Raw genomic sequence first — 25,131 nt, 5'->3', positions numbered from 1 at the left:
CGGGCACCCCCGGACGGGCTGAATGCAGGGACCGGCGTCGGACTGAAACGGCCTGGCCGGGACACCCGGAGGGGATGGAGGGCGGCGGGACAGGACCGTCCCGCGCCCCGGACCCAACGGAGGAGTCATGCCACTGGTGAAAGCGGGCTTCGTCGTGCTCGACTGTGCCGAGCCGGAGAAGCTCGCCGTGTTCTACCGGGAACTGCTGGAGGCCGAGCAGACGGAGGCGACCGCCAACCGCGTGGAGATCAGGGGCGCCGACGGCACCCGGCTCGCCTTCCGCCGCGACATGAACGCCACCCCGCCGAGCTGGCCGCGTCCCGAGAACTCCCTCCAGGCCCACCTCGACTTCGTCGTGGAGGACCTGGACGAGGTCGAACGCAGGATCGTCGGGCTCGGCGGCCGCCCCATGGAGGCGAAGGACGCCCCCGGCCCCTACGAGGTACGCGGCTACGCCGACCCGGCCGGCCACTCCTTCACCCTGCGCCGCGTCGCCCCGACGGCGCCGAAGCAGGGCTGAACCCCCTTGGCTCCGCCGGGCTCTCATCGGTTCCCGGCCGGGGCCGGGGGAAGGCTCCCGCCGGGTTCTCCCGCCTCGGTTCCCGGCAGGGGCCGGGACCGGCTCCAGGCTCCCGCCGGATTCTCCCTCTCCGTTCCGGCCGGGTTCTCCCTCTGGTTCCGGCCGGGCCCTCCCTATTTCTGGCCGGGCCCTCTCTAGTTCTCTCCGGGCCCCCTAGTTCTGGCAGGACCCTCTCTAGTTCTCTCCGGGCCCTCCCTGGTTTCGGCCGGGCCCTCCCTGGTTTCGGCCGGGCCCTCCCCGGTTCGGCCGGGCCCTCCCCGGTTCGGCCGGGGCCCCGGAAGGCTCCGGCCGGATTCCCGGACGTGCTCTCAGTCCCGCCCGCCCTTCTCGCCGACCGGCCACACACCCGTCGAGCGCTCGATGGCCTTCGCGCCGGTGCGGTCGGCCACGCTGCGGGCCACCGCGAACAGGGCGCCCTGGACCGCCGCCGCGAGCAGGATCTCCCCCCAGCCGCGGTCGCGGTCCAGCGCGTCGGGGGCGTCCTCCTCGTGCCGTACCGCCATCCAGGTCTTGCGGAAGGCCAGCCCCGCCAGCCAGCCGCTCGACCAGCCGAGCGCGAAGCCCAGGGGCTTGTAGGCGAGGGGGAGTTTCAGCTTCTTGTTGGTCTTCTTGGCCACGTGCGCCTCCTTGATGGTCAGGGCCGCCCTTGAGCGGGGACTTCCTCGGCCTGCGGGACCGGCCCGGGTGGTGTTCCGTCGCCGAAGGGCCGGCCGCCCAGCTCCTCCCGGCCGTGCGGCGTGAGCCAGCCCGCCAGATCCGGCCCGAGGGGGACGATGCCGGTCGGGTTGATGCCACTGTGCACCTGGTAGTAGTGCCGCTTGATGTGATCGAAGTCGACGGTGTCACCGAATCCCGGCGTCTGGTAGAGGTCGCGGGCGTACGCCCACAGGACCTGATTCTCCGTCAGCTTCCAGCGGTTGCACTTGAAGTGGCCGTGGTACACGGCGTCGAAGCGGACCAGCGTGGTGAACAGCCGGATGTCAGCCTCGGTGATCGTGTCGCCGACCAGATAGCGCTGCCCGGACAGCCGCTCGGCCAGCAGCTCCAGGCGCCGGAAGAGCCGAGCGCACGCCCCCTCGTACTCCTCCTGGCCGGTGGCGAACCCCGCCCGGTACACACCGTTGTTGACGTCCTCGAAGACGTCCGCCATGACGGCGTCGATCTCGTCCCGCAGCTTCTCCGGGTAGAGATCCGGCGCCCCTTTGCGGTGCAGGCCCGTCCACTCGGTGGCGAGGTCGAGCGTGATCCGCTGGTAGTCGTTGGTGACGAGCTCGCCGCTGGGGACGTCCACGATCGCGGGCACGCTGACGCCGCCCGGGTAGTCCGTCTCCCGCCGGTCGTAGGCCTCGCTGAGGAAGCGGATGCCGAGCACCGGGTCGCGGCCGTCCGGGTCCAGGGTGAAGCGCCAGCTGCGGTCGTCCTGGATCGGGTCGGCGATCGCCATCGACAACGCGTCCTCCAGGCCGAGCAGCCGCCGCGAGATCACCGCCCGGCTCGCCCACGGACAGGCACGGCTGACCACCAGCCGGTAGCGGCCCGCCTCCACCGGCCGGCCGTCCCGGCCGTCCGCTGTGATCCGGTCCGTGAAGTGGGCCTTCGACCGCTGGAACGACTTCCTCCCGTAGGCGGTGTTGCCCCCGCCGCTCATGACCGCGCTCCTTTCTGCCCCGCGCTCCGTGCCGTGCACCGTCTTCTGCGTTCCGTGCCGTACACCGTGTTCCCCCGTATGACGGGTCCCCCGTTTTGCGTCGACCGCACGGTGTGATCCGCACCGCCCTGGGCAGTCGGAGACAGGTGAGCAGGACGAACAAGGCACCCAAGACCGACCGCAGGACCCGCGTCACCGTCCTGGTGGCCCTCGCGGCCAACCTCGTCATTGCCGTCGCCAAGGCGGTGGGCGGCGTCGTCGCCCAGTCACCCGCGCTGTTGTCGGAGGCGGCGCACTCCGTCGCGGACAGCATGAACGAGGTGTTCCTGCTGGCCGCGCTGCGCCGCAGCCGCCGTCCCGCCGACGCCCGCCATCCCTTCGGCTACGGCAAGGAGCGCTTCTTCTGGTCGCTGCTCGCGGCCGTCGGCATCTTCGTGATGGGCGGCTGCTTCTCCTTCTTCCAGGGCTTCGAAGCACTGCGCGGCGGCGGCGAGGAGAAGTTCAGCGGCTATGTGGCGGGCATCGTCGTCCTCGGTGTCGCCTTCGTCGCCGAGGGCCTGTCGCTGGTGCGGGCACTGCACCAGGTCCGCCGGCAGGGCGGCCTCGCGGGCGGTCTGCGCGACCCGGCCCTGCGCACGGTGCTCGCCGAGGACGCCACGGCGGTGCTGGGTGTGACGCTGGCCCTGACCGGCATGGTGCTGCACATGGTCACCGGGCAGGTCGTCTGGGAGGCGTCCGCCTCGCTGGCGATCGGCGCGCTGCTGGTGTACGTCGCCTACCGGCTGGGGCGCGAGGCCCGCGACCAGCTGATCGGGCAGGCCGCCGACCCCGAGGCGGCCGCCCGGATCCGCGCCCTGCTGCAGGCGCAGCCGGAGATCGACAGCGTGGAGGCGCTGTTCACGATGAAGACGGGTCTGGAGAGCGCCCTGGTGGCGGCCCGGGTCGATCTGGTGCCCGGCCTCGACAGCGAACAGGTCGAAGAGGTCGCCGTCCGTATCAAGCGGTCCATCGGCCGCACCGTCGCCGAGGCGGACCAGATCTTCCTCGACGTCACGGAACGCTCCGCGCGCGAGGCACAGGGGAGCCCCGCCGCGACGGGGGAACGCGGCGGGGCCTGACGCACGTGTGCCCGGCGAACGCCGGTTCATGCGTCCCGGAGGAGAAAAAGTTTTCGGAGCCTCGATCAGTCTCCGTCGAACGGCTCCAGCACGAAGACGGGGATCACCCGGTCGGTCTTCTTCTGGTAGTCCGCGTACGGCGGATACGCCGCGACGGCACGCTCCCACCACTCGGCCTTCTCCGCGCCGGTGATCTCGCGGGCCTTCATGTCCCGCTTCACGGGCCCGTCCTGCAGCTCCACATGCGGATCGGACTTGACGTTGTGGTACCAGACCGGGTGCTTGGGCGCCCCGCCCAGTGAGGCCACCGCGGCATAACGCCCCTCGTGCTCGACCCGCATCAGCGGCGTCTTGCGGATCTTGCCGCTCCTGGCGCCCCGCGTCGTGAGCAGGATCACCGGCATCCCGGTGTTCATGAGGGTCGTGCCCTGGGTGCCGCCGGAGCTCTCGTACAACTCCACCTGGTCGCGTACCCACTTGGTCGGGCTGGGCTCGTACTCGCCTTCAAGGGGCATGGCATCGGTCCCATCGTCGTGTCCTGGTGCTGACTGACTCCCTTGTACAACACCGGAACCCGTGGGAATCATCCAGAGCCGGAATCCCGTGGGCCCCAACTCCCTTGCCCGATGGGTGATCGCCCTCGGCCGGTCACGTCCGGCACAGTCGGTTTCGCAGACAGCCGGCCGCCCACCGCGTCGCCGCAGAGGCGGCCACCCGGATCGAGCGCGTCCTGGTCGACGGCCCGGACGCCGTCGTACTCGGCGAGATCCGGCAGACGGCCGCGGCGACCGGACGCCCTTACCGCGCCAGGTTCGCTCTGCACCTCACCGTGGAGCGCGGTCTGGTCGTCCGCCGCCATGTGTACGAGGACAGCCTCGCCGTCGCCCGGGCCTGCGCGCCCTGGGCCGGGAAGGTGACGCCAGGGCCCGGACCGCACGGCGACTACACCGGCATCCGTACCGCCAGCGCCAGAATCACCGCACTGGACACCAGCGCCGTCACCAATCGCCCCCGACGGCCCGTCAGCACCCGCCCCAGCAGCGCCCCGCCGCCGGCGAGCAGCAGCTGCCAGCTCGCCGACGCGGCGAACGCGGCAAGCACGAACACGCCCTGCTCCAGGAGCGGTACGGCCTCCGTCGTGCGGGTGCCGAGGACGAGGGCCGCGAAGTAGATCACGGTGGTCGGGTTGAGCAGCGTGATCCCGAGCAGCGCCAGGTAGGCGCGCGCCGGGCCCGGCGGAGGGGGCGTGGAGCGGGTGGTGGGCCGGTGGTCGCGGTGGTGGCGTACGGCGGTGACCGCACCCCGTACCGCGAGGGCCGCCAGCACCAGGGCGGACGCCCAGCGCAGCGGCACCAGCACCGGACGCAGCGCGGCGGCGAGGGCGGAGCCGCCGAGGGTGGCGACGAGGGCGTAGAGCCCGTCGGCGGTCGCGACGCCGAGCGCGGCGCACACCCCGGTCCGCAGGGACGTACGGGCGGTGAGGGAGACCAGGTAGGTCGCGACCGCGCCGACCGGGACGGCGATGCCGTAGCCCGCGAGCAGCCCCGCGACCAGCGCGGCCGTCACGACGCGGGAAGCGTCGGACCCCACGGTCGGCCGGGCTGCTGCTGGGACCGCGCGGCGAGAACGGCGACGGTCGGCGGCAGGAAGGCGGTGGTCGTAGGCATGGCCGGATTCTGCGGGTGGCGGCCCTCCGCCGACAAGCGGATTTCGGCGGAGGGCCGGCCGGACGCCCCCGCGCCCGGACCCCTGTGCGACGGTCTCCGGCCATATTGCCGGTGCGCCTGATCTGGCCGAACTTCGCATCGCCCATTGGATGCCTAAGGCATCTAATGAAGATCGGCACGACGCACCCTTCGTCTGCGAGGTCTTCCATGACGGACATGACGGAATCGCACACCGTCGCCTTCCCTCAGAGCCGCACCTGTCCGTACCACCCGCCCACGGCCTACGACCCCCTGCGCGACACCCGGCCGCTGGCCCGCATCACCCTGTACGACGGCCGCCCGGCCTGGCTGGTCACCGGCCACTCCCTCGCCCGCACTCTGCTCGCCGACCCGCGGCTGTCCTCCGACCGCACCCGACCCGACTTCCCCGCGCCCACCGAGCGGTTCGCGGGGTTCCGCAACCGCAGGAGCGCGCTGCTGGGCGTCGACGACCCCGAACACCGGGTCCAGCGGCGGATGATGGTCCCCAGTTTCACCCTCAGGCGTGCGGTCGAGCTGCGCCCGCAGATCCAGCGGATCGTGGACGAGCGGCTGGACGCGATGATCGCCCAGGGGGCGCCCGCCGAGCTGGTGAGCGCCTTCGCCCTGCCCGTGCCCTCGATGCTCATCTGCGCCCTGCTGGGCGTCCCCTACGAGGACCACGAGTACTTCGAGGGGCAGTCCCGGCGCCTGCTGCGCGGCCCCACGGCCGCCGACACCATGGACGCCCGGGACCGGCTGGAGGCGTACTTCGCCGAACTGATCGAACGGAAACAGAAGCAGCCGGAGCCCGGCGACGGTGTCCTGGACGAACTCGTCCACCAGCAGCTGCGCGACGGCGACCTGGACCAGGAGGAGCTCATCGCCCTCGCGACCATCCTGCTGGTCGCCGGCCACGAGACCACCGCCAACATGATCTCCCTCGGTACCTTCACCCTGCTCCAGCACCCCGACCGCCTGGCCGAGTTGCGCGCCGACGCGGGGTTGGTGCCCGCCGCGGTCGAAGAGCTCATGCGGATGCTGTCGATCGCCGACGGACTGCTGCGGGTGGCCGTCGAGGACATCGAGGTGGAGGGCGCGGCGACCATCCGGGCCGGAGAGGGGGTGCTCTTCGCGACGTCGGTCATCAATCGCGACGACGCCGTCTACGCCGACCCGGACAGCCTGGACTGGCACCGCCCGGCCCGCCATCACGTCGCCTTCGGCTTCGGCATCCACCAGTGCCTCGGCCAGAACCTGGCCCGCGCCGAGCTGGAGATCGCCCTGCACACCCTCTTCGACCGGCTGCCGACCCTGCGCCTTGCCGTCCCTGCGGAGGAAATCCCCTTCAAACCCGGCGACACGATCCAGGGGATGCTGGAACTCCCCGTGACCTGGTAAGAGGCTCCGGTCATGGACAACAAAGCGCAGGAAACAAGCGAAACCCGCGAAACCCCCGAAACAAGCGGAACCCACGCAACAGGCGAGAAGCGCGAAACGCTCGACATGCGCATCCACATCGACCACGACCTCTGTATCGGCGCCGGCCAGTGCGCCCTCGCCGCCCCGTCCGTCTTCACCCAGGACGACGACGGCTTCAGCGCCCTGATCCCCGGCCGGGAGGACGGCGGCGGCGACCCGATGGTGCGGGAGGCCGCCCGGGCCTGCCCGGTCAGCGCCATCACCGTGTCCGAAGCGGGAAGCTGACGCCCGGCGCGTCGAGCACCGCCTGGGCGCCCGTCAGCTCCGCCGTCACACCGGGCGGCGGAGCTGCGGGGCCGGCCCGGCGCACCACATCCGGGATCAGTGCCCCGCCAGCAGCGCCCGTGCCGCCTCGCGCGCCTCGGTCGCAGGCCGCGCCTCGCCCGTGATGCCCGCCGTGACCATGGCGCCCTCGGCCAGCAGATACAGCGGCCCGGTGAGCGCGTCGGGCAGCCCCGCCCCGGCCACCAGCGAGGCGAGCTGGTCGCGGAACGCCCGCTTGTGCGCCCGCACCTGGCCGGCCACCCGGTCCGAGCGGGCGCCCAGCTCGCCGTACGCGTTGATCCAGGCGCATCCGCGGAAGTCCTCCTCGCCGAACCACTCCTCCAGCCAGTCGAAGACCGCCAGGATCCGCCGCTCGGGGTCGGCCTGCCGCTCGACATACGCCGCGAGCCGCCCGCGCCAGCGCACGTCGCGCCGCTCCAGATATGCCTCGACCAGTTGCTCCTTCGCCGGGAAGAGCTGGTAGAGCCGCTTGAGCGAGACCCCGGACGCACCCCGGATGTCGTCCATGCCGACGGACTGGATGCCGCGCCCGTAGAACAGCCTCTCCGCGGCGTCCAGTGCCTGTTCCCGGGCGGTTGCGCTGTCCATGGACGACCTCTCCTTGACGTGAGAACGAGCGTTCTCCTACGGTAGCAGCGAAGTGGAGAACGCTCGTTCTCCGTTGCTCTCGCCGCCGTTCCGGAAACTGGAGGACGCCATGACCGACCGCCCGCCGCTGCCCCCGTTCACGCGTGAGACCGCCGCGCAGAAGGTGCAGGCCGCCGAGGACGCCTGGAACACCCGCGATCCGCACAAGGTGGCGCTCGCCTACTCGCAGGACTCGGTGTGGCGCAACCGCGACACCTTCGTCACCGGGCGCGCCGAGATCGTCGGGTTCCTCAGCGCGAAGTGGGCCCGCGAGCAGGAGTACGCGCTGCGCAAGGACCTGTGGGCCTTCGACGGCAACCGCATCGCGGTCCGCTTCCAGTACGAGTGCCGGGACACCGAAGGGCAGTGGTGGCGGTCGTACGGCAACGAGTTGTGGGAGTTCGACGAGCACGGTCTGATGACCCGCCGCGAGGCGAGCATCAACGACGTGCCGATCGAGGAGAAGCAGCGGCGTATCTTCGGTCCGCGGCCGGAGAACGAGCGCGGGCTGTCCTTCCCCGTGCGGTAAGCCTGTTCAGTCCGGTGCGGCAGGCCTGTTGATCCGCTGCGCCAGGCCCGTTGAGTAGGGTTCGCGAGTGACCGAACAGGCCCGCACGCCCTTCCTCTACGTCGTCGTCTGCGCCGCGGGGATCGCCGCGGACGTCAGCAAGCTGATCACCGCCGCCCAGGAGCGGGACTGGGAGGTCGGCGTCATCGCGACGCCGGTCGCCATGAACGGCTTCTTCGACACCGCCGCCGTCGAGGCCCTCACCGGCCGCCCCATCCGCTCGGCCTGGCGCACGCCCGCCGATCCCCGCCCCTTCCCACCGCCCGACGCCGTCATCGTGGCCCCCGCCACCTTCAACACCCTCAACAAGTGGGCCGCCGGCATCGCCGACACCCTCGCCCTGGGCACCCTGTGCGAGGCGCACGGCCTCGGCGTCCCCATCGCCGTCCTGCCCTGCGTCGCCGAGGCGCTCGCCGCCCATCCCGCGTACCAGGACAGCCTGATACGGCTGCGGGGGATGGGCGTGCGCTTCGGGGAGCCGTACACCGGCGAGGCGGGGGAGGGCGGCGGGCGGCCGGAGTTCGGCTGGGAGCGGGCGCTGGAACTGCTGCGGCGGTGACCTCCGCCCGGCCGGGTTGACGAACAGAGCACGTACGCTCCCCTTGGTACCCCCCACCCCGAAGGCAGGAGCAGCAACGATGCAGTACGTGAAGCTCGGTTCGACGGGCCTGGACGTGTCGCGGATCTGTCTGGGCTGCATGACGTACGGGCTGCCCGACCGCGGCGCGCACGAGTGGACCCTCGACGAGGAGGCGTCGCGGCCGCTGATCCGGCAGGCGCTGGAGGCCGGCATCACCTTCTTCGACACCGCCAACGTCTACTCCGACGGCACCAGCGAGGAGATCGTCGGCAAGGCGCTGCGTGACTTCGCCCGCCGCGACGAGATCGCGCTCGCGACGAAAGTCAACGGCCGGATGCGGCCCGGACCCAACGGCGCCGGACTCTCCCGCAAGGCGATCATGACGGAGATCGACCACAGCCTCGCCCGCCTCGGCACCGACTACGTCGACCTGTACCAGATCCACCGCTTCGACCCGCACACCCCGGTCGAGGAGACCATGGAGGCCCTGCACGACCTGGTCAAGGCGGGCAAGGTGCGCTACATCGGGGCGAGTTCGATGTACGCCTGGCAGTTCTCCAAGATGCAGTACACGGCCGAGCGGCACGGCTGGACCAAGTTCGTCTCGATGCAGAACTACTACAACCTCCTCTACCGCGAGGAGGAGCGCGAGATGCTGCCGCTCTGCGCCGACCAGGGCGTCGGTGTGCTGCCCTGGAGCCCGCTCGCGCGTGGCCGGCTCACCCGGGACTGGGGAACGGTCACCGAACGCAGCAACACCGACGCCTTCGGCAGCCGGCTGTACGCCGACAGCGACCGGGTCGTCGTCGAGGCCGTCACCCGCGTCGCCGAGGAACGCGGCGTCCCGCGCGCCCAAGTCGCCCTCGCCTGGCTGCTCCACCAGGACACGGTGGCCGCCCCGATCATCGGCGCCGCCAAGCCGCATCACATCGAGGACGCGGCGGCAGCGGTCGAACTGGAGCTCAGCGAGAAGGAGTTGGAGCAGCTCCAGGCGCCCTACGCGCCGCATCCGATCATCGGTCACTGATCCCGACGGTCCTGCTCAGTGCGGCCCGTGCGGCTCGAACTCCGTGCCGCACGGCCCCGCGCCCTCGCTGCGCGGCAGGGGAACGCGGTCGCCGCTCATCGTCAGCGTGCGGTAGTACGCGCCGATCCTCTCGGCCGAACGGCCCACGTAGTGACCGATGAACGAGCGGCGGAAGCGGTCCGGCGTCCCGTTGGGCTGCGAGCCGTGCACCACGCTCCCGTTGAAGAACAGGACATCCCCCGGCTCCATGTCGACGGGCACGGCCGCCAGCCCGGGCGGCGGCGGAACGTACTCCCGCGCGAAGGACACCTCGGCGTCCGCGAGGTCCGGACAGAACAGGTCCATCGCGTGCGTGCCGGGGACGACTTCGAGCCCTCCGTTGTCCCGGTCGATCACATCGCAGGCGATCCACGCCGCCACGCACGTGCCCGGCTCCACCCGCAGATAGAAGTTGTCCTGGTGCAGCGCCTGCCCCCGCGCTCCCGGCGGCTTGAAGTAGAACATGCTCTGCGCCGCCAGCACCTCCTCTCCGAGCAGCGCCTCCAGCACACCGCGCAGCCGGGGGTCGAGCAGCACCCGCAACGACAGCTCGTCGATCTCGTGCGGCTGCATCACCCGGGGATACGCGCGCAGAGGGTCGGGGTCCGCGGGACGCGGCTCGAAATGCCCGGGCACCGGCCCGGACGCGTGCAGCGCCGTGAACCGGTCGCAGAGGCGGTCGATCTCGTCGGTCCCGAACAGCCCGCGTACGACCGTGAAGCCGTCCTCGCGGAACTGGTCGAGCCCGGTCTCGGGCAGGATGGGTGCGCCGGTGGCGCCGATATCCGTGGCTGTCATGTGTCCACTCCTCGGTCAGGTGTCCTCGCCCCACAACGCTAGGCAGTTGCGCCTTCCAGGAGGATGACCGTGAGCGCTGACGAATTGCCCGAGACTGCTGCAGCGGGTGTTCCCGCCCCGCCGCCGGGCCTGGTGGTGGTCGGGCATTTCGATCAGCCGCCGGGCTACCGGATCGAACGGCCGCGCGGCGCGGACAGCTGGCTGTTCACCTGGACGACCGGCGGGCAGGGCCGGCTCCGGCACGGCGGCGCCGAGGCGCGGGCCGGGGCGGGGGACCTGGTGGTGCTCGCGCCGGGCGTCCCGCACGGCTACGGCGTCGAACGGGGCGCACGGCACTGGGAGTTCTGGTGGGTGCACTGCGAGGCCCGCCCCTCCTGGCGCACCTGGCTGCGCCCGTACGACACCGGTGAGGGGATGTACGTCGTCACACCGACCCCGGAGTCGGTGCACGGCCGTGTCGAGGCCGCGTTTCGCCGGATGCTCGCCGACGCCCGCTGGACGGGGACGGAGGCGCCGCCCGAGAGAGTGCCGGGGGAGGAGTCGGTCGCCGTGGCGCACGGCACCGCGGCCCGCGAACTCGCCCTGTGCTCACTGGAGGAGGTCGTCCTGCTCACCGCCGGTACCGCACGGGCACCCCAGCCCCGCCCGGGTGTCGACGCGCGGGTCCGCCGGGCCCAGGCGCTGATCACCGCCGACCCGGCGGCCCCGCACAGCGTCCGGTCGCTCGCCGGGCACGTCACGCTCTCGCCCTCCCGGTTCGCCCACCTCTTCACCCGGCAGATCGGACAGTCACCGATGCGCGCGCTGCGTGAGGCGCGTCTGCGGCATGCCGCCCGACTGCTGGAGAGCACCGATCTGTCCGTGGAGCGCGTGGCCGCCGCCTCGGGGTTCGCCAGCCCGTTTCACTTCAACCGGGTGTTCCGCGAACGCTACGGGATGCCACCCGGCGCGTACCGGGCGGGAGGTTCAATGGTTGGCGCATGACCTGTGAAGGCCCGGTGAAGGCGGGTGCCCGCGCATGACCAGGCGAAAAAGCGTGAGTGCGGCCCGTCAATGGTTTCGGAAGAGCTCGCAGAGTGCTGAGTGAATACCATTTCCGATGGCCTTCGCGGATGCGTCGCAATGGCCGTGCCCGCCTATTGACCGGTCGTCAATTGCCGCTGGTCGGCTACGCAATGCACAAAAACCCGGAATCCCTTGTTCCCTGCCCCTGACCTGTGCAAAGGTGTGCCACGCTCCCACAGGCCCCACGCTTCACAAGAGCCACGCCCGGAGCATACCCCTTGGTATGGACCTTCAATGCCGCATGCCCTCCGGAGGAATGCCACCGTGCATGACGCTGGCCAGTCGAATTCCCCTCGCGACGCCCGTCTCTTTGAATCGACCGACGCTCAACTGAGCGCCGAACTCAAGAGGTGGACCGGGGCGACACCGGCGCTGCATCCCGTGGGTGAACTCCTCGACCGTCACTGGGAAGCGGGCTTCGCCTACGCGCGACTGTGCACCGCGGACACCCGGTCCGCGGGAATGCTCACCACCGCGGCATTCACCCGGCTTTTCGGTGAAACACTGCGACAGACCGGACCGACGGCCGCGTGGCGCCCCCAACTGCTCGTCACCGTGGGGCGCATCGCGGCCGAGTGGGACACCGACCACAGACGGGAGCTGCTCCACCCCGAGCTGCGCTCCGAGGCGGCCGGTGCCGAGCGCGCCGCCGCCCGTCTGCTGCCGCCGGTGAACCGCCGGCTGCTGACCGGGGCCTTCCAGCGGCTTCCCCAGTCGGCCCGCTGCCTGCTGTGGCACACCGAGGTCGAGGCGGAGCCGGCGGCGGTACCGGCCGGACTCCTGGGCCTCGACGAGGAGTCCGCCGGCATCGAACTGGGCCGCGCCCACGACCGGTTGCGCGAGGAGTGCCTCCAGGTCCACCGCGAACTCGCCCCCGAGCAGGAGTGCCGGCGCTACCTGCGGATGCTGGACGTCACCTACCGGCGCGGCGGCGTCGACATCGACCCCGACCTGCGTGCCCACCTGAACCGCTGCGGGCACTGCAGCGACGCCGCCGAGCAGCTCAACTTCTTCAATGCCGGGCTCGGCGTCGCCCTGGCCGAGGCGGTGCTCGGCTGGGGCGCGGGCGCCTATGTGGAGTCCAGAGCACGCCGGGCGCAGGAGCCGGCGGAGAGGGCGCCGGCCCCGGCGGCGATCGCGGGCGAGTCCTTCTTCGCCGACGGCGCCGCACCGGGTCCCGCGACACACGCTCCCACGGGACATGTCCCGGCGGGCACAGGCTTCCCGCCCGCCGCCGAGTCGTTCGCGCCCACGGGTGAGGCACTCGCCGCCCCGAGAGGGACGGCCGTCCCCGCGGGCGGGCCCTACACAGCCGCGGACGCGGCCTCCCTGCCCGCGGTGCCGGGCCCCCGCAGCGCCCGCCGCGCCGCCCGCCGTGCCGCCTCGCGCACCAGCCCCGCCACCGCTTCCGGCCCCGGCGACCCCACCGCAGCCGCCCGCCCGGGCGACACCCGCTCCTGCTCCGGCCGCTCGGCCCTCAAGGCGGCCCGCCGTGCCGCCCGGCGCCGCAACCTCACCGCGGCCGTCGCGACCGTAAGCGCCCTCGTCGTCATCCCGCTCGTCGTCTGGTCCGCCCTCGGATCCGGAGACGCCCCCGCGCCGGCCGCCGAAGACCGCCCCTCCGAAACGCCCGGCCCCGACGCGGGCGCCACCCCTGCCAACCCGTCCTGGGCGGGTGCGGCCGAGGCGGCGAAGGGCGATCTGCGGGGCCGGCTGCACAACATCGGGTCCGGGCTGTGCGTCGGCCTCGCCGGCGGGAAGGCCGTCAAGAACGCGGAGGCCGAACTCACCGCGTGCTCCGACGCGGAAGGCCAACAGTGGTCGTACGAGACCGACGGACTGCTGCGCAGCGCCGCCGCCCCCGACCTCTGCCTCGACTCCCGACTCGGCTATTCGGTCCGGCTGGCCCCGTGTTCGGGCTCCTCCGACTCCGAGACCGAGAGCGTCCGCTACGACTTCACCCTCCAGGGCATGCTGGTGCCCCGCCTCAACCAGGACCTGGCCCTCAGCCCGGCCGCCACCGACGGCTCGGGCGCCCTGGTCGTCAAGACCCGCGACGACGAGGGTGACGCGCAGCACTGGGTGATCGACACGTCCAGGACTGAGCTGCAGATGGAGGTGGTCAACTGGGCCGCGCGGGTCGAGGAGTCCGACACACCGAGGACACCCGCGCCGACCCCGACCCCCACACCCCAGCCGTCGAAGACCCCCACTCCGACGCCGTCCGCGACCCCGACGGCCGCGCAGTCGACGCCCTCGAGCCCGTACCCGACCGACCCGTGCTCCGCCTACTGCTCAGGGGGCGGCCAGGACGGGTGGTCCGGTGGCGGGTACGGGGGTTCGGGCGGGTACGGAGGCTACGGCGGCTATGGGGGGTACGGCTACGGCGGCTACGGGTACGGCGGTGGCGGCAGCCGCTGACCGCCGGTCAGCCGCCGGTGCCGGGCTGGAACACCGTCAGCCGCACCGACGACTCGTTCCCGGCCACGGGCACCTCGCCGTACGTCCACGCCACCTTCAGCGAATCCCGCTCGTCCGGCGGCGTCACGAGCAGCGCCTCCGGCTCGGCCGTGCGGGCCCCGCTGATCTCGGGGCTGGCGAAGCTCAGCCCCGCCCAGGCGCTCCGGCCCGGAGCCAGCGAGACGGTCGTACGGGTGGCGGGGGAGCGCTTCGGGTCCGGGCCGAGTTGTTTGCCGGACGCGTCCACGAAGGCGGCGCCCGGGTAGCCGCGGACGGTGCACGTACGGCCGGCCGTGTTGGTCAGCACGATCGGGAAGTTGCGCTGCCCGGCACCCGGGCTGGGGCGGCCGATGGACGCGCGCAGCTCCGAGGTGTGACAGCGGGTGGTGGAGGCGGCCGGTCCGGTCGTGCGGCTCCCGGTGCCGGACGTGGCCGGTCCGGTCGTGCCCGGTGGGCTCGTGGGGCTCTGGGTGCCGGCCGTGACCGACTCGGTCGTACGGCTGCTCGTGCCGGCCGGTGTCCGGACGGAGCCCGACGAATCGGCGCCGTTGCCGCATGCGGCCAGCAGGCCCAGCAGCGCGACGGCACTCACGACGGGAGTCGCTCGGTGTAAGGCATGGAGTGTCCGTGCACGTCCCATGTCTGTCACGCCTCCCCGTTTTCCGGCGGAATACTCACCCCTCGTCCCGCTCGTCGACGAGCCCGATCTCCGCCCAGATCGTCTTGCCGTCCGCCGTGTGCCGGCTGCCCCACCGCTGGGTCAGCTGGGCGACCAGCAGCAGTCCGCGGCCGCCCTCGTCGAAGATCTTGGCGCGGCGCAGATGCGGTGCCGTGTGGCTGGTGTCGGACACTTCGCAGATCAGCGTCGCCGCATCGTGGATCAGCCGGAGCCGGATGGGGTGAATGCCGTAGCGGATGGCGTTCGTGACCAGCTCGCTCACCACCAGTTCGACCGTGAACGACGCCTCGGTCAGGCTCCAGGTGCCGAGCTGCTCCACGACCTGCTTGCGGATGGGCGCGACCAGCGCCGGATCCGCCGGGATGTCCCAGGTCGCGACCCGGGAGGCGGGCAGCCCCTGAGTGCGGGCCAGCAGCAGCGCCACGTCGTCGTGGGCGCCGCCCGGCGGGAGCAGGACGCGCAGGACGTGGTCGCAGGTCTCGTCCAGCGAGCCGGAGCCGGCCGCCAGAGCCTCGCACAGCAGCGCGTGGCTGGCGTCGGCATCGCGCTCACGGGTCTCGATCAGGCCGTCGGTGTAGAAGGAGAGGACCGTGCCCTCGCGGAGCTCGATCTCGGCGGACTCGAACGGCAGCCCGCCCAGGCCCAGCGGCGGCCCCGCGGGCAGCTCGATCTCCTCCGGCTCCCCGCCCGGCGCAATCATGACCGGCGAGGGGTGCCCGGCCCGGGCCAGCGTGCAGCGCCGGGAGACCGGGTCGTACACCGCGTACAGACAGGTGGCGCCGACCTCGCCGGGGCTGCCCTCGTGGCCCGTCTCCTCCGACAGCCGCACGACCAGGTCGTCGAGATGGGTGAGCAGTTCGTCGGGGGCGAGGTCGATGTCGGCCAGGGTGCGTACGGCGGTGCGCAGCCGGCCCATGGTGGCGGAGGCCTGGATGCCGTGGCCGACCACGTCCCCGACGACCATCGCGACCCGCAGCCCGGACAGCGGGATCACGTCGAACCAGTCGCCGCCCACCCCCGACCGCGCCGCCGGGAGATAGCGGGAGGCCGCTTCGAGCGCGGCGGTGCGCGGCAGGGACCGGGGGAGCAGGCTGCGCTGCAGGGCCAGGGCGGTCTCGCGTTCCCGGGAGTAGCGGCGGGCGTTGTCGATGCAGACGGCCGCGCGGGCCGTGATCTCCTCGGCCAACAGCACGTCGTCGGGTGTGAACGGCTCGGGGTTCTTGAACCGGGTGAGCACGGCGACCCCGAGGGTGGTCCCGCGGGCCTGGATCGGCACGGACATCGTGGTGTGGATGCCGTACGCCCTGATCCGCTCGGCGCGTACCGGATCCCAGGAGAGCCACTGCTCCAGGTCGCCCGTCGACGTCGAGGCCACGATGGTGTGGCTCGCGAGCAGCGCATCGGCCTGGGGTGAGGGAGCGGGATACACATCCACCTGTCCCGGCTTCACCACGGCTTCGGGGGTGCCCGCGTTGACGGACCGGACGGCGGTCCGACGCAGACTGACGGGGGCGGTCAGCCGGCCGGTGGGCAGTTCGCCGCCGTTCTCCGGAGGATCCAGCAGGTCGACGCTCACGAAGTCGGCCAGGGCGGGGACGCAGATGTCCGCCAGCTCCTGGGCCGTGCGGGACACGTCGAGGGTGGTGCCGATGCGCACGCTGGCCTCGTTCACCAGCTGCAGCCGCTCCCGGGCCAGGTACTGCTCGGTGAAGTCGTGCGCGGCGACGGACACGCCGCGCACCCGCCCCTCGGCGTCGGTGATCGGAGCCATCCGGGCCAGCCAGGTGTACGTCCTGTCACCGCCGACCGGCACGTACGTCCGTACGTCCGTGCCGCGGCCCGTGGTGAGGACGCGCAGGAGTTGCCGCTCGATGTCGACGCTCTGACGTCTGCCGCTCAGTTCGGGTGCGCGCAGCCCGCGCACATGCTCGTCGGAGAGCTGGAGGACCTCCGCCATGACGCCGTTGATCCTGCGCAGGCGCAGCCGGTCGTCGTAGATCGCGATGGCGCAGGGGGAGTCGAGGAGCCCGATGTTCTCCAGAGGGTCGCCGGGCAGCCGGGGGGCGTCCCCCTCCAGCGGCGTGACCACGAGCCAGTGGTCGCGGCCGTCGTCCTGGGGCCGCACCCGGTGGGCGAGCAGCCATACCGCCACCGTGCCGCCGTCGCGATGGCGCAGCGTGAGGATGCCGTCCCAGCGGTCGCCCGCCGGTGCGCCGGAGCGGCGGGCCCCGTCGGCCAGCAGGTCCGCCGCGGGGCGCCCCAGGATCTCGGCGGCCGGGTGGCCCAGCAGCCGCTCGGCGCCCGCGTTCCACTCGACGAGCACGCCGTCGGCGTCGATGACCGCCCGGGCCGTCGCGGCCTCGTCGAACGGATACTCCGGGCTCATGGTCGCCACTCCAACGCGCACACTCACGGTGAACAAGCGTGTCAGCTGGGCCCCAGCGTAGTGCTTCGGCCACCCCCTCGTACCGGAACCTCGGGCGCACCCTTGACTGATCCGCGTGCCACCACGTCAGAATCTGTTTGTTCACGATCAGTTGTGAGTACTTCTGCGCCCTGATGAGGGAGAGCCGCCATGGCCGTCACACGAAGATCGTTACTGCTCGCCTCCACGGCCGCCCCGGCGGCCGGAGCACTGCTGAGCACGCCGACCGCGCAGGCCGCGGAACTGGCCGCCGGCGCCGCGTCCGGACGCCGCACGGTCCCGCTGCGCGACGGCTGGCGCTTCGCCCTGGTGAACCCCGGCGGCATCACCGACCCGACCGGCGCGTACGCCGGCGCCGCAGAGCCCGGCTACGACGACTCGGGCTGGCGCGAGGTCGCGGTGCCGCACGACTGGAGCATCGAGTTCGCCCCGACCACCGAGCACGGCACCACCAGCGGCACCGGCTTCTTCCCCGGCGGCCTCGGCTGGTACCGCCTCGCCTTCACCCTGCCGCCCGCCCTCGCGGGCAAGCGGATATCGGTGGAGTTCGACGGCGTCTACATGGACGCGTACGTCCACTGCAACGGCAAGGAGGCCGGCCGTCACCCCTACGGCTACACCGGCTTCGCCTTCGACCTCACCGATCTGGTGCACACCGACGGCAGCACCGAGAACGTGCTCGCGGTCAAGGTGCAGAACCGGCTGCCCAGCAGCCGCTGGTACTCGGGCAGCGGCATCTACCGCGAGGCCCGCCTCGTCGTCACCGAGCCGGTGCACGTGGAGCGCTGGGGCACGTACGTCAGCACGCCCGAGATCACCGGGGAGCGGGGCGTCGTACGGGTGCGGACCTCGGTGGTCAACGCCTCCGGCGGCGGCACCGACGTCGAGATCGTCTCGCGCATCGTCGACCCCAGGGGCCGTACCGTCGCCCGTACGTCCTCCACGGTCCCGGTCACCGACAAGACCACCGAGCCGCATGAGCTCACGGTCCCCGAACCGAAGCTGTGGGACTTCGCCACCCCGCACCACCGCTACACCCTCAAGACCGAACTGCGCGTCGGCGGCCGGACCACCGACACCTACCGCACCACCTTCGGCTTCCGCACCTTCCGCTTCGACCCCGACGAGGGCTTCCACCTCAACGGCGAGCACCACAAGATCAAGGGCGTCGACCTCCACCACGACCTGGGCGCCCTGGGCGCCGCCGTCAGCATCGACGCGATCCGACGCCAGATGACCATCATGAAGTCGATGGGCGTCAACGCCTTCCGCACCTCCCACAACCCGCCCTCGCCGGAGATGATCCAGGTCTGCGAGGAACTCGGCATCGTGATGCTGGTGGAGGCGTTCGACTGCTGGAGGACCGGCAAGACGCGCTACGACTACGGCCGGTTCTTCGACGAGTGGGCGCAGCAGGACGCCACCGAGATGGTGCTCGCGGCCCGCAACTCGCCCGCCGTGCTGATGTGGTCCATCGGCAACGAGATCCCCGACTCCACCTCCACCGCCGGACTCGCCATGGCCGACCGGATCATCGACGCCATCAAGGCCGCCGACGACACCCGCCCCCTGGTCATCGGCTCCGACAAGTACCGACGCCCGCCCGCCAAGGGCTCCGCCGCCGACCTGATGCTGGCCAAGCTGGACGGGCTCGGCCTCAACTACAACACCGCCAAGTCGGTGGACCAGCTGCACGCGGCGTACCCGCACCTGTTCCTCTTCGAGTCCGAGTCGTCGTCGGAGACCTCCACGCGCGGGACGTACCAGGAACCCGAGCACCTGAACACCGGCGAGAACCACACGCCCGGCAGGCGGGCGACCTCCTCCTACGACAACAACCTCGCCTCCTGGACCATGAGCGGCGAGTACGGGCACAAGAAGGACCGGGACCGGAAGTGGTTCGCCGGGCAGTTCCTGTGGTCCGGCATCGACTACATCGGCGAGCCCACGCCCTACGACGTCTTCCCGGTCAAGGCGTCCTTCTTCGGCGCGGTCGACACGGCCGGCTTCCCGAAGGACATGTACCACCTGTTCCGGAGCCAGTGGATCAGCGAACCGATGGTCCACCTGCTGCCGATGACCTGGAACCACGCGGAGGGCGACACGGTCGAGGTGTGGGCGTACTCGAACGTCGACACCGTCGAGCTGTTCCTCAACGGCAAGTCCCTCGGCGCGCGGACCTTCGACACCAAGAAGACCGTCGACGGCCGGGTCTACCTGGAGACCACCGAGGCGACCGGCGACGACAGGACCTTCACCGACGGCCCGTATCCCGGCAGCTACACCAGCCCGAACGGCAGCGCGGGCAAACTCCACCTCACCTGGAAGGTGCCTTTCAAACCGGGGGAGTTGAAGGCGGTGGCCCGCAGGGACGGCAAGGTGGTCGCGACCGACGTACTGCGCACGGCCGGGGAGGCGAAGGCCCTGCGCCTGACCGCTGACCGCACGTCCCTTGCAGCGGACGGCCGTTCGCTGGTCTTCGTCACCGCCGAGGTCGTCGACGCCCGTGGTGTGGTGGTCCCTGAAGCCGAGGACCTGATCTCATTCGAAGTGACGGGCGGCTCGCTCGCCGGGCTCGACAACGGACGGGAGGAGAGCGCCGAGCGCTACCAGGCCAGTACGCGTACGGCCTTCCACGGCAAGGCGCTGGCGATCGTACGGTCCGGCACGGAGGCGGGATCCCTGAAGGTGACCGCACGGGCCGAAGGGCTTCGGGCGGGAAGTGTGACCGTGCGGACGACTCCGGCCCGGTCGGGCGCGCTCACCCCTGCCGCCGTGTTCGGACCGGACCATCCCGCGCCGCCCGACCACCCCTTCGCGGACGCCAGTTACTCCGGCCGCCCGGACACCCTCCCGGCCGCGATGCTCGACGGCGACCCGGCCACCGGCTGGTCCAACGGCTTCCTCAAGGCGGCCACGGCCCTGCTGCCGGCCTTCGGCGGAGCCCGGCCCGAGGACTGGGTCTCGGTGGACTTCGGGCGGGCGCGGACCTTCGACCGGGTGGAGGTCTCCTTCACCGTGGACGCCACGCACACCCTGCCGGCGTCCGTCGAAGCCGAGGTGTGGGACGGCCGCCGGTATGTGCCGGTGACGGGTACGGCTGTCGACTGGGCGGCCGCCTCGGACGCGCCGACCGTCCTCACCTTCGACGCCGTACGCGGCTCCCGGGTGCGGCTCACGCTGACCAGCGCTCATCCGGGGGAGGCCCGCGGGGCTGTGCGGATCAGCAAGCTGGAGGTGCCCGCGAGCTGAACCGGGGATCGGCGGTCCGGGCGGAAACCAGTCCTGCCCGGACCGTTGACGGAGTGTCATGTCGCCGACAAGCATGGCTGCGTCCGCCTCTGGGAGCGCTCCCACCGCGAGCGTCGCCCGCACCTCACCCGAGGAGCCCAGACGTGAAACGACGCAGAACCACCCTGCTGTCCCTGACGGCCCTGTTAGCGGCGGGCCTCACCGCACTCCCGGCCGCACCGGCCGGTGCCGACGAGGTCGAGCAGCTCAAGAACGGCACCTTCGACACCACCACCGCCCCCTGGTGGTCGACCACCAACGTCACCGCGGGCCTGTCCGACGGCAAGCTCTGCGCCGACGTGCCCGGCGGCACCACCAACCGGTGGGACGCAGCCGTCGGCCAGAACGACATCGCCCTGGCGAAGGGGGAGACGTACCGGTTCTCCTTCACCGCCAACGGCTCGCCCGAGGGGCACGTCGTGCGGGCGGTCGTCGGCCTGTCGGCGGCCCCGTACGACACCTACTTCGAGGTGACGCCTCAGCTGAGCGTCTCCGGCAACTCGTACTCGTACACCTTCACCTCGCCCGTCGACACGTCTCAGGGCCAGGTCGCCTTCCAACTCGGCGGCAGCGCGGACGCATGGCGCTTCTGCATGGACAACGCCTCGCTGCTGGGCGGTGTGCCGCCCGAGGTGTACGAGCCGGACACCGGGCCGCGGGTGCGGGTGAACCAGGTCGCCTATCTGCCCGCCGGCCCCAAGAACGCCACGCTGGTCACCGATGCCACCGAGAAGCTGCCCTGGCAGCTGAAGAACGCGTCCGGCGCCGTGGTCGCCCAGGGCTGGACCGTGCCGCGCGGCACCGACGTCTCCTCCGGGCAGAACGTCCACTCCATCGACTTCGGCGCCTACCGCAAGCAGGGCAAGGACTTCACGCTGGTCGCCGACGGGCAGACGAGCCGTCCCTTCGACATCGGCACGGCCGCCTACGAGCGGCTGCGCGTGGACGCCCTGAAGTACTACTACACACAGCGCAGCGGCATCGCGATCCGCGACGACCTGCGCCCGGGCTACGCCCGCCCCGCCGGACACGTCGACGCCGCGCCGAACCAGGGCGACGGCGTCGTGCCCTGCCAGCCGGGCGTGTGCGACTACAAGCTCGACGTCACCGGCGGCTGGTACGACGCCGGCGACCACGGCAAGTACGTCGTCAACGGCGGCATCTCCGTGTGGGAACTGCTGAGCACCTACGAACGCGAACGGCTGGCCCGCACCGGCGAGCCGGAGAAGCTCGGTGACCGCACGCTCGCCATCCCGGAGAGCGGCAACAAGGTGCCGGACATCCTGGACGAGGTCCGCTGGGAACTGGAGTTCCTGCTGAAGATGCAGGTGCCCGCGGGCCGGCCACTGGCCGGCATGGCCCACCACAAGATCCACGACGAGCAGTGGACGGGGTTGCCGCTGCTGCCGAGCGACGACCCGCAAAAGCGCGAACTGCATCCGCCGTCCACCGCGGCGACCCTGAACCTGGCGGCGACGGCGGCGCAGGCGGCGCGCCTGTACAGGCCGTATGACAGGGAGTTCGCGGCGAAGACCCTGGCCGCCGCCCGCACGGCCTGGTCGGCGGCGCTCGCGCACCCCGACCGGTACGCCTCCGACAGCGACGGCATCGGCGGCGGCACGTACGCCGACAACAACGTCACCGACGAGTTCTACTGGGCCGCGGCGGAGCTGTATCTCAGCACCGGCGAGAAGGAGTTCGCGGACTACGTCCTGAACTCCCCGGTGCACAGGGCCGACGTCTTCATCCCCATCGGCTACGACTGGGCCAGGACCGCGGCGGCGGCAAGGCTGGACCTCGCCACCGTGCCGAGCAGGCTGCCCGGCCGGGACAAGGTGCGCCAGTCCGTCATCAAGGGCGCCGACCGCTACCTGACCACGCTGAAGTCACACCCGTACGGGATGCCGTACGCCCCCGAGGGCAACCTCTACGACTGGGGCTCCAACCACCAGATCCTGCACAACGCCGTCGTCATCGCCTCCGCGTACGACATCACGGGCGCCTCCAAGTACCGTGACGGCGCGCTGCAGAGCATGGACTACCTCCTCGGCCGCAACGCGCTGAACATCTCGTACGTGACCGGCTACGGCGAGGTCAACTCCCACAACCAGCACGCCCGCTGGTACGCCCACCAGCTCGACCCCAGCCAGCCGAACCCGCCGGCCGGCACCCTCGCCGGCGGGCCGAACTCGGGTATTCAGGACCCCTACGCACAGAGCAAACTCAAGGGCTGCGTCGGCCAGTTCTGCTACATCGACGACATCCAGTCCTGGTCGACGAACGAGCACACGATCAACTGGAACTCCGCCCTGACCCGGATGGCCTCCTTCGTGGCCGACCAGGGCTGACGGGGAGCACAACCGTCGGGAGGCCCGCTGCCGGGTTCCGCGGCAGCGGGCCTCCTGCTGCCCGGTGACCCGGTTACGGGGTCACGTTCTTGACGGGGAGGTTCTTGCTCGCGCCCGCGATGTAGTAGTCCTTGGGCGCGGAGAAGACCGCGAACTCGTTGTCGTAGTCCCGGATCCTGGCGCGGACCGTGAAGTTGCCGCGCGCGTCGGTGGTGGTCTGCGCGTTGTACGCGCTCTCGAAGTACGTCCGCAGGAACACCCGGGTGCCGGCGATGGGGCCGTGCCCGGCGGGCCAGACGACCCTGCCCTTCACGACGAGCGTGTCGCCCTCGCGCACCGTGGTCTTGTTGACCCGGTAGGTGAGGGCGCTGGTGACGGGCTGCACCTTGACCGTGGTGTCCGCGAAGGCCATGTGGAAGTCGGTGGGGTCGGTGTCGTAGACCGCCCGGAACATCACCTGGTGACGGGGGAAGAGATAGGGGCTGGGCCGGTCGTCCGCGCGGTCCGCGGGGACGTCCTCCAGGGTGAACCGCCCCTCGGCGTCCGTGCGGACGGTGCCCACGCCGCGGGTCTCCCACTCGGTGGGGTCGATGGGGTCGCCCCACGGGTTCCAGGTGTTGTAGAGAACCGATTCCTCGAGCTGGACCGGCGCGCCCGCGACGGGAGTGCCGTCGGTGCGGGTCAGCGTGCCGGTCAGGTCGACCGTGCGGTTCTTGTAGTCGGTCGTGGCGGTGCTGCTGGTGAGCGTGACCCGGTAGTCGTCGCCGTCCGCCGCGTGGGCGGGCGGTGCGACGACGACGGCGGTGGCGGCCAGTGCGAGAGCGGCGACGGCGGTCGGCCGGGCGGCCGGTAAGCGCATGTGCACGTGGACTCCGTGGGTGGTGGGGCCTGTTGTCGTGGGGTGTGACACGGGGGCCTCACCGGGGGTTGTAGGTGCCACCAGGAATGCACGGGCCGTACACCTGGCGTTCGGCGCCAGGTCGTCCGCCGGTCGCTACGGCTCGCGTTCCACGAGTTCCGCGGGCCGCTCGTGAGCGGTCAGGGTGTGCAGTTCGGCCCGGCTGAGCGGCCGGTGCACCTCGACGTACTCGCCGTGCGGCAGCCGCTTGACGACCCCCGTCTCCCGGCCGTGCGCCACCAGTTCCCTGTCCCGGAGCTGCAGCCCGTGACAGATCCTGCGGGTGACGACGAAGACGATCGCCGGGACCACGAACACCGCGACGCGTACCGCCCACGTCACCGTGTTGATCGACAGATGGAGCCGCGTCGCCACGATGTCGTTGCCGCCGCCCGCCAGGAGGATCAGATACAGGCTGATCCAGGCCGCGCCGATGCCCGTGCGGACAGGGCGGTTGCGCGGGCGGTCGAGGAGGACACGGGCGCTCATGCGTCCTCCCTGCGCACGTGGGTGAGCTTGTCGGGGTTGGTCACGACGTAGACGCCGGACACCCGGTCGCCGTCCGGAGTCAGGTCCAGGACCATGACGGCGAACGGTTCCTCGCCCTCGAACAGCACCGCCGCGTCGTCGCCGTTGACACGCCGGTACCGCAGGTCCAGGTGGCCCCCGCGCCCCCGGTTCGCGTACGAACCGAGGAGCCGGACCACCTTGTCCCGGCCGTGCACGGGACGCAGTCCCCCCGCCCGCTTCCGCTTGCCGCCGGCGTCCGTCCACACCGTCACGTCCGGCGCGAGGATCTCCATCAGCGCGGCGATGTCCCCGCCCAGCGCGGCCCGCACGAACCGCTCGGTCGCCTCCCGCCGCACCCGCGGATGCGCCTCGTACAGCGGCCGCCGCGCATGCACGTGCTCCCGGGCCCGGTGCGCGAGCTGCCGTACGGCCGCCGGGCTGCGGTCGATGATCTCCGCGATCTCCGTGTGGGGGTACCCGAACACCTCGTGCAGCACGAACACAGCGCGTTCCAGCGGCGTCAGCGACTCCAGGACGACCAGCATCGCCAGCGACACGGACTCGGTGCGCAGCACCGGATCGTCGGCGTCGGCCCCCTCGCCGTCCGCGACCAGCGGCTCGGGCAGCCACGGGCCCACGTACGTTTCCTGGCGGCGGCGGATCGCGGCCCGGCGCGCCAGCGCGTGGTTCACCGCGATCCGCACGAGGTACGCCCGCGGGTTGGCGACCCCGTCGAGCGGCACGCCCCCGCCCCGTGCCGTCCACGACAGCCAGGTCTCCTGGAGGACGTCCTCGGTGTCGGCGACACTGCCGAGCATGTGGTAGACGACGCCGAACATCAGCTCACGGTGCTCGACGAAGACACCGGTCGCGTCGTCGGTGACGGGTACGGGGCTGTCGGACATACGGGGGCCTCCCAGTGCGCGCTCACCACTGCGAGGCGCGGCGGGGGCGGGAGTGTGACATCCCACGGTCGAATGTGACCCACGTCTCGGAAAATCCCGCGAGCGGCCCCGCG

Annotated in this window: 21 protein-coding genes and 2 pseudogenes; 12 read left to right on the top strand and 11 right to left on the bottom strand. The window is 71.6% G+C overall.

What is annotated here, in order from left to right; translation table 11 throughout:
* Positions 1 to 127: 127 nt before the first annotated feature.
* Positions 128 to 520: a VOC family protein gene (locus ACIBU0_RS00490; protein WP_398809424.1), complete on the top strand. Its 393-nt coding sequence runs from the start codon at positions 128 to 130 to the stop codon at positions 518 to 520.
* Positions 521 to 888: 368 nt separating this feature from the next.
* On the opposite strand, the gene ACIBU0_RS00485 is transcribed toward ACIBU0_RS00490, so the two are convergent.
* Both ACIBU0_RS00485 and ACIBU0_RS00480 read right to left on the bottom strand, forming a co-directional pair.
* Positions 889 to 1,197, bottom strand: coding sequence for a DUF4235 domain-containing protein (locus ACIBU0_RS00485; RefSeq protein ID WP_398809421.1), 309 nt, complete (start codon positions 1,195 to 1,197; stop codon positions 889 to 891).
* 17 nt (positions 1,198 to 1,214) lie between these two features.
* Complete coding sequence (locus ACIBU0_RS00480) at positions 1,215 to 2,228, bottom strand: glutathione S-transferase family protein (RefSeq protein ID WP_398809418.1); 1,014 nt, start codon at positions 2,226 to 2,228, stop codon at positions 1,215 to 1,217.
* A gap of 146 nt (positions 2,229 to 2,374) precedes the next feature.
* Here ACIBU0_RS00480 and ACIBU0_RS00475 point away from each other — a divergent pair, with 146 nt between their 5' ends.
* The gene (locus tag ACIBU0_RS00475; RefSeq protein ID WP_398809415.1) at positions 2,375 to 3,346 is read left to right on the top strand and encodes a cation diffusion facilitator family transporter; all 972 of its coding nucleotides are present in this window, start codon (positions 2,375 to 2,377) and stop codon (positions 3,344 to 3,346) included.
* Between the two features lie 65 nt (positions 3,347 to 3,411).
* Here ACIBU0_RS00475 and ACIBU0_RS00470 read toward each other — a convergent pair whose 3' ends face one another.
* Positions 3,412 to 3,861 (bottom strand): nitroreductase family deazaflavin-dependent oxidoreductase, encoded by a 450-nt coding sequence (locus tag ACIBU0_RS00470; protein WP_398809412.1) that lies wholly within the window; start codon positions 3,859 to 3,861, stop codon positions 3,412 to 3,414.
* Between the two features lie 137 nt (positions 3,862 to 3,998).
* Between ACIBU0_RS00470 and ACIBU0_RS00465 the strand changes: the two are divergent.
* Positions 3,999 to 4,238: pseudogene (locus ACIBU0_RS00465) on the top strand (nuclear transport factor 2 family protein); the annotation flags it as partial.
* 50 nt (positions 4,239 to 4,288) lie between these two features.
* Here ACIBU0_RS00465 and ACIBU0_RS00460 read toward each other — a convergent pair.
* Positions 4,289 to 4,912: a LysE family transporter gene (locus ACIBU0_RS00460; RefSeq protein WP_398809409.1), complete on the bottom strand. Its 624-nt coding sequence runs from the start codon at positions 4,910 to 4,912 to the stop codon at positions 4,289 to 4,291.
* Between the two features lie 308 nt (positions 4,913 to 5,220).
* Here ACIBU0_RS00460 and ACIBU0_RS00455 point away from each other — a divergent pair, with 308 nt between their 5' ends.
* Both ACIBU0_RS00455 and ACIBU0_RS00450 read left to right on the top strand, forming a co-directional pair.
* Entirely contained in the window at positions 5,221 to 6,432 is a 1,212-nt protein-coding gene (locus tag ACIBU0_RS00455) for a cytochrome P450 (protein ID WP_398809407.1), read from the top strand.
* A 105-nt stretch (positions 6,433 to 6,537) separates the two neighbouring features.
* Positions 6,538 to 6,738, top strand: a complete 201-nt coding sequence (locus ACIBU0_RS00450) for a ferredoxin (protein ID WP_398809404.1) — start codon at positions 6,538 to 6,540, stop codon at positions 6,736 to 6,738.
* A 96-nt stretch (positions 6,739 to 6,834) separates the two neighbouring features.
* Here the strand turns inward: ACIBU0_RS00450 and ACIBU0_RS00445 are convergent, their stop codons facing one another.
* Positions 6,835 to 7,386: a TetR/AcrR family transcriptional regulator gene (locus ACIBU0_RS00445; RefSeq protein WP_398809401.1), complete on the bottom strand. Its 552-nt coding sequence runs from the start codon at positions 7,384 to 7,386 to the stop codon at positions 6,835 to 6,837.
* Positions 7,387 to 7,495: 109 nt separating this feature from the next.
* Here ACIBU0_RS00445 and ACIBU0_RS00440 point away from each other — a divergent pair, with 109 nt between their 5' ends.
* From ACIBU0_RS00440 to ACIBU0_RS00430, 3 genes are all read left to right on the top strand, one after another.
* The gene (locus tag ACIBU0_RS00440; RefSeq protein ID WP_398809398.1) at positions 7,496 to 7,954 is read left to right on the top strand and encodes a DUF1348 family protein; all 459 of its coding nucleotides are present in this window, start codon (positions 7,496 to 7,498) and stop codon (positions 7,952 to 7,954) included.
* Positions 7,955 to 8,021: 67 nt separating this feature from the next.
* The gene (locus ACIBU0_RS00435) at positions 8,022 to 8,552 is read left to right on the top strand and encodes a flavoprotein (protein WP_398809396.1); all 531 of its coding nucleotides are present in this window, start codon (positions 8,022 to 8,024) and stop codon (positions 8,550 to 8,552) included.
* 79 nt (positions 8,553 to 8,631) lie between these two features.
* Entirely contained in the window at positions 8,632 to 9,600 is a 969-nt protein-coding gene (locus ACIBU0_RS00430) for an aldo/keto reductase (RefSeq protein ID WP_398809393.1), read from the top strand.
* Positions 9,601 to 9,615: 15 nt separating this feature from the next.
* On the opposite strand, the gene ACIBU0_RS00425 is transcribed toward ACIBU0_RS00430, so the two are convergent.
* The gene (locus ACIBU0_RS00425) at positions 9,616 to 10,437 is read right to left on the bottom strand and encodes a phytanoyl-CoA dioxygenase family protein (protein ID WP_398809390.1); all 822 of its coding nucleotides are present in this window, start codon (positions 10,435 to 10,437) and stop codon (positions 9,616 to 9,618) included.
* Positions 10,438 to 10,500: 63 nt separating this feature from the next.
* On the opposite strand from ACIBU0_RS00425, the gene ACIBU0_RS00420 reads away from it, so the two are divergent.
* Both ACIBU0_RS00420 and ACIBU0_RS00415 read left to right on the top strand, forming a co-directional pair.
* Complete coding sequence (locus ACIBU0_RS00420; RefSeq protein WP_398809387.1) at positions 10,501 to 11,421, top strand: helix-turn-helix domain-containing protein; 921 nt, start codon at positions 10,501 to 10,503, stop codon at positions 11,419 to 11,421.
* Between the two features lie 345 nt (positions 11,422 to 11,766).
* Positions 11,767 to 13,923: a ricin-type beta-trefoil lectin domain protein gene (locus tag ACIBU0_RS00415; protein ID WP_398809384.1), complete on the top strand. Its 2,157-nt coding sequence runs from the start codon at positions 11,767 to 11,769 to the stop codon at positions 13,921 to 13,923.
* Positions 13,924 to 13,930: 7 nt separating this feature from the next.
* On the opposite strand, the gene ACIBU0_RS00410 is transcribed toward ACIBU0_RS00415, so the two are convergent.
* Positions 13,931 to 14,602 (bottom strand): DUF4232 domain-containing protein, encoded by a 672-nt coding sequence (locus ACIBU0_RS00410; RefSeq protein WP_398809381.1) that lies wholly within the window; start codon positions 14,600 to 14,602, stop codon positions 13,931 to 13,933.
* A gap of 34 nt (positions 14,603 to 14,636) precedes the next feature.
* The gene (locus ACIBU0_RS00405; protein WP_398809377.1) at positions 14,637 to 17,027 is read right to left on the bottom strand and encodes a SpoIIE family protein phosphatase; all 2,391 of its coding nucleotides are present in this window, start codon (positions 17,025 to 17,027) and stop codon (positions 14,637 to 14,639) included.
* A gap of 189 nt (positions 17,028 to 17,216) precedes the next feature.
* Between ACIBU0_RS00405 and ACIBU0_RS00400 the strand changes: the two genes are divergently transcribed.
* Both ACIBU0_RS00400 and ACIBU0_RS00395 read left to right on the top strand, forming a co-directional pair.
* Complete coding sequence (locus tag ACIBU0_RS00400; RefSeq protein ID WP_398809374.1) at positions 17,217 to 20,318, top strand: glycoside hydrolase family 2 TIM barrel-domain containing protein; 3,102 nt, start codon at positions 17,217 to 17,219, stop codon at positions 20,316 to 20,318.
* Positions 20,319 to 20,461: 143 nt separating this feature from the next.
* Complete coding sequence (locus tag ACIBU0_RS00395) at positions 20,462 to 22,705, top strand: glycoside hydrolase family 9 protein (RefSeq protein WP_398809371.1); 2,244 nt, start codon at positions 20,462 to 20,464, stop codon at positions 22,703 to 22,705.
* 73 nt (positions 22,706 to 22,778) lie between these two features.
* Here the strand turns inward: ACIBU0_RS00395 and ACIBU0_RS00390 are convergent, their stop codons facing one another.
* The 3 genes and pseudogenes from ACIBU0_RS00390 to sigJ form a co-directional block, all read right to left on the bottom strand.
* Positions 22,779 to 23,564, bottom strand: a complete 786-nt coding sequence (locus ACIBU0_RS00390) for an acyl carrier protein (RefSeq protein ID WP_398809367.1) — start codon at positions 23,562 to 23,564, stop codon at positions 22,779 to 22,781.
* A 135-nt stretch (positions 23,565 to 23,699) separates the two neighbouring features.
* Positions 23,700 to 24,077: pseudogene (locus ACIBU0_RS00385) on the bottom strand (ubiquinol-cytochrome c reductase cytochrome b subunit); the annotation flags it as partial.
* Between the two features lie 11 nt (positions 24,078 to 24,088).
* Complete coding sequence (gene sigJ / locus ACIBU0_RS00380; RefSeq protein ID WP_398809364.1) at positions 24,089 to 25,018, bottom strand: RNA polymerase sigma factor SigJ; 930 nt, start codon at positions 25,016 to 25,018, stop codon at positions 24,089 to 24,091.
* Positions 25,019 to 25,131 lie beyond the last annotated feature (113 nt).

The sequence above is a fragment of the Streptomyces sp. NPDC049627 genome (genome assembly GCF_044465645.1).
GTDB lineage: Bacteria > Actinomycetota > Actinomycetes > Streptomycetales > Streptomycetaceae > Streptomyces.
This window is presented reverse-complemented; position numbering and strand designations above follow the sequence as displayed.

Coding starts and splice junctions, on each gene's coding strand:
- ACIBU0_RS00490 (WP_398809424.1), top strand. CDS start 128: ATGCCACTGGTGAAAGCGGGCTTCGTCGTGCTCGACTGTGCCGAGCCG.
- ACIBU0_RS00480 (WP_398809418.1), bottom strand. CDS start 2,228: ATGAGCGGCGGGGGCAACACCGCCTACGGGAGGAAGTCGTTCCAGCGG.
- ACIBU0_RS00470 (WP_398809412.1), bottom strand. CDS start 3,861: ATGCCCCTTGAAGGCGAGTACGAGCCCAGCCCGACCAAGTGGGTACGC.
- ACIBU0_RS00455 (WP_398809407.1), top strand. CDS start 5,221: ATGACGGACATGACGGAATCGCACACCGTCGCCTTCCCTCAGAGCCGC.
- ACIBU0_RS00450 (WP_398809404.1), top strand. CDS start 6,538: ATGCGCATCCACATCGACCACGACCTCTGTATCGGCGCCGGCCAGTGC.
- ACIBU0_RS00445 (WP_398809401.1), bottom strand. CDS start 7,386: ATGGACAGCGCAACCGCCCGGGAACAGGCACTGGACGCCGCGGAGAGG.
- ACIBU0_RS00440 (WP_398809398.1), top strand. CDS start 7,496: ATGACCGACCGCCCGCCGCTGCCCCCGTTCACGCGTGAGACCGCCGCG.
- ACIBU0_RS00430 (WP_398809393.1), top strand. CDS start 8,632: ATGCAGTACGTGAAGCTCGGTTCGACGGGCCTGGACGTGTCGCGGATC.
- ACIBU0_RS00425 (WP_398809390.1), bottom strand. CDS start 10,437: ATGACAGCCACGGATATCGGCGCCACCGGCGCACCCATCCTGCCCGAG.
- ACIBU0_RS00420 (WP_398809387.1), top strand. CDS start 10,501: ATGACCGTGAGCGCTGACGAATTGCCCGAGACTGCTGCAGCGGGTGTT.
- ACIBU0_RS00410 (WP_398809381.1), bottom strand. CDS start 14,602: ATGGGACGTGCACGGACACTCCATGCCTTACACCGAGCGACTCCCGTC.
- ACIBU0_RS00405 (WP_398809377.1), bottom strand. CDS start 17,027: ATGAGCCCGGAGTATCCGTTCGACGAGGCCGCGACGGCCCGGGCGGTC.
- ACIBU0_RS00400 (WP_398809374.1), top strand. CDS start 17,217: ATGGCCGTCACACGAAGATCGTTACTGCTCGCCTCCACGGCCGCCCCG.
- ACIBU0_RS00390 (WP_398809367.1), bottom strand. CDS start 23,564: ATGCGCTTACCGGCCGCCCGGCCGACCGCCGTCGCCGCTCTCGCACTG.
- sigJ (WP_398809364.1), bottom strand. CDS start 25,018: ATGTCCGACAGCCCCGTACCCGTCACCGACGACGCGACCGGTGTCTTC.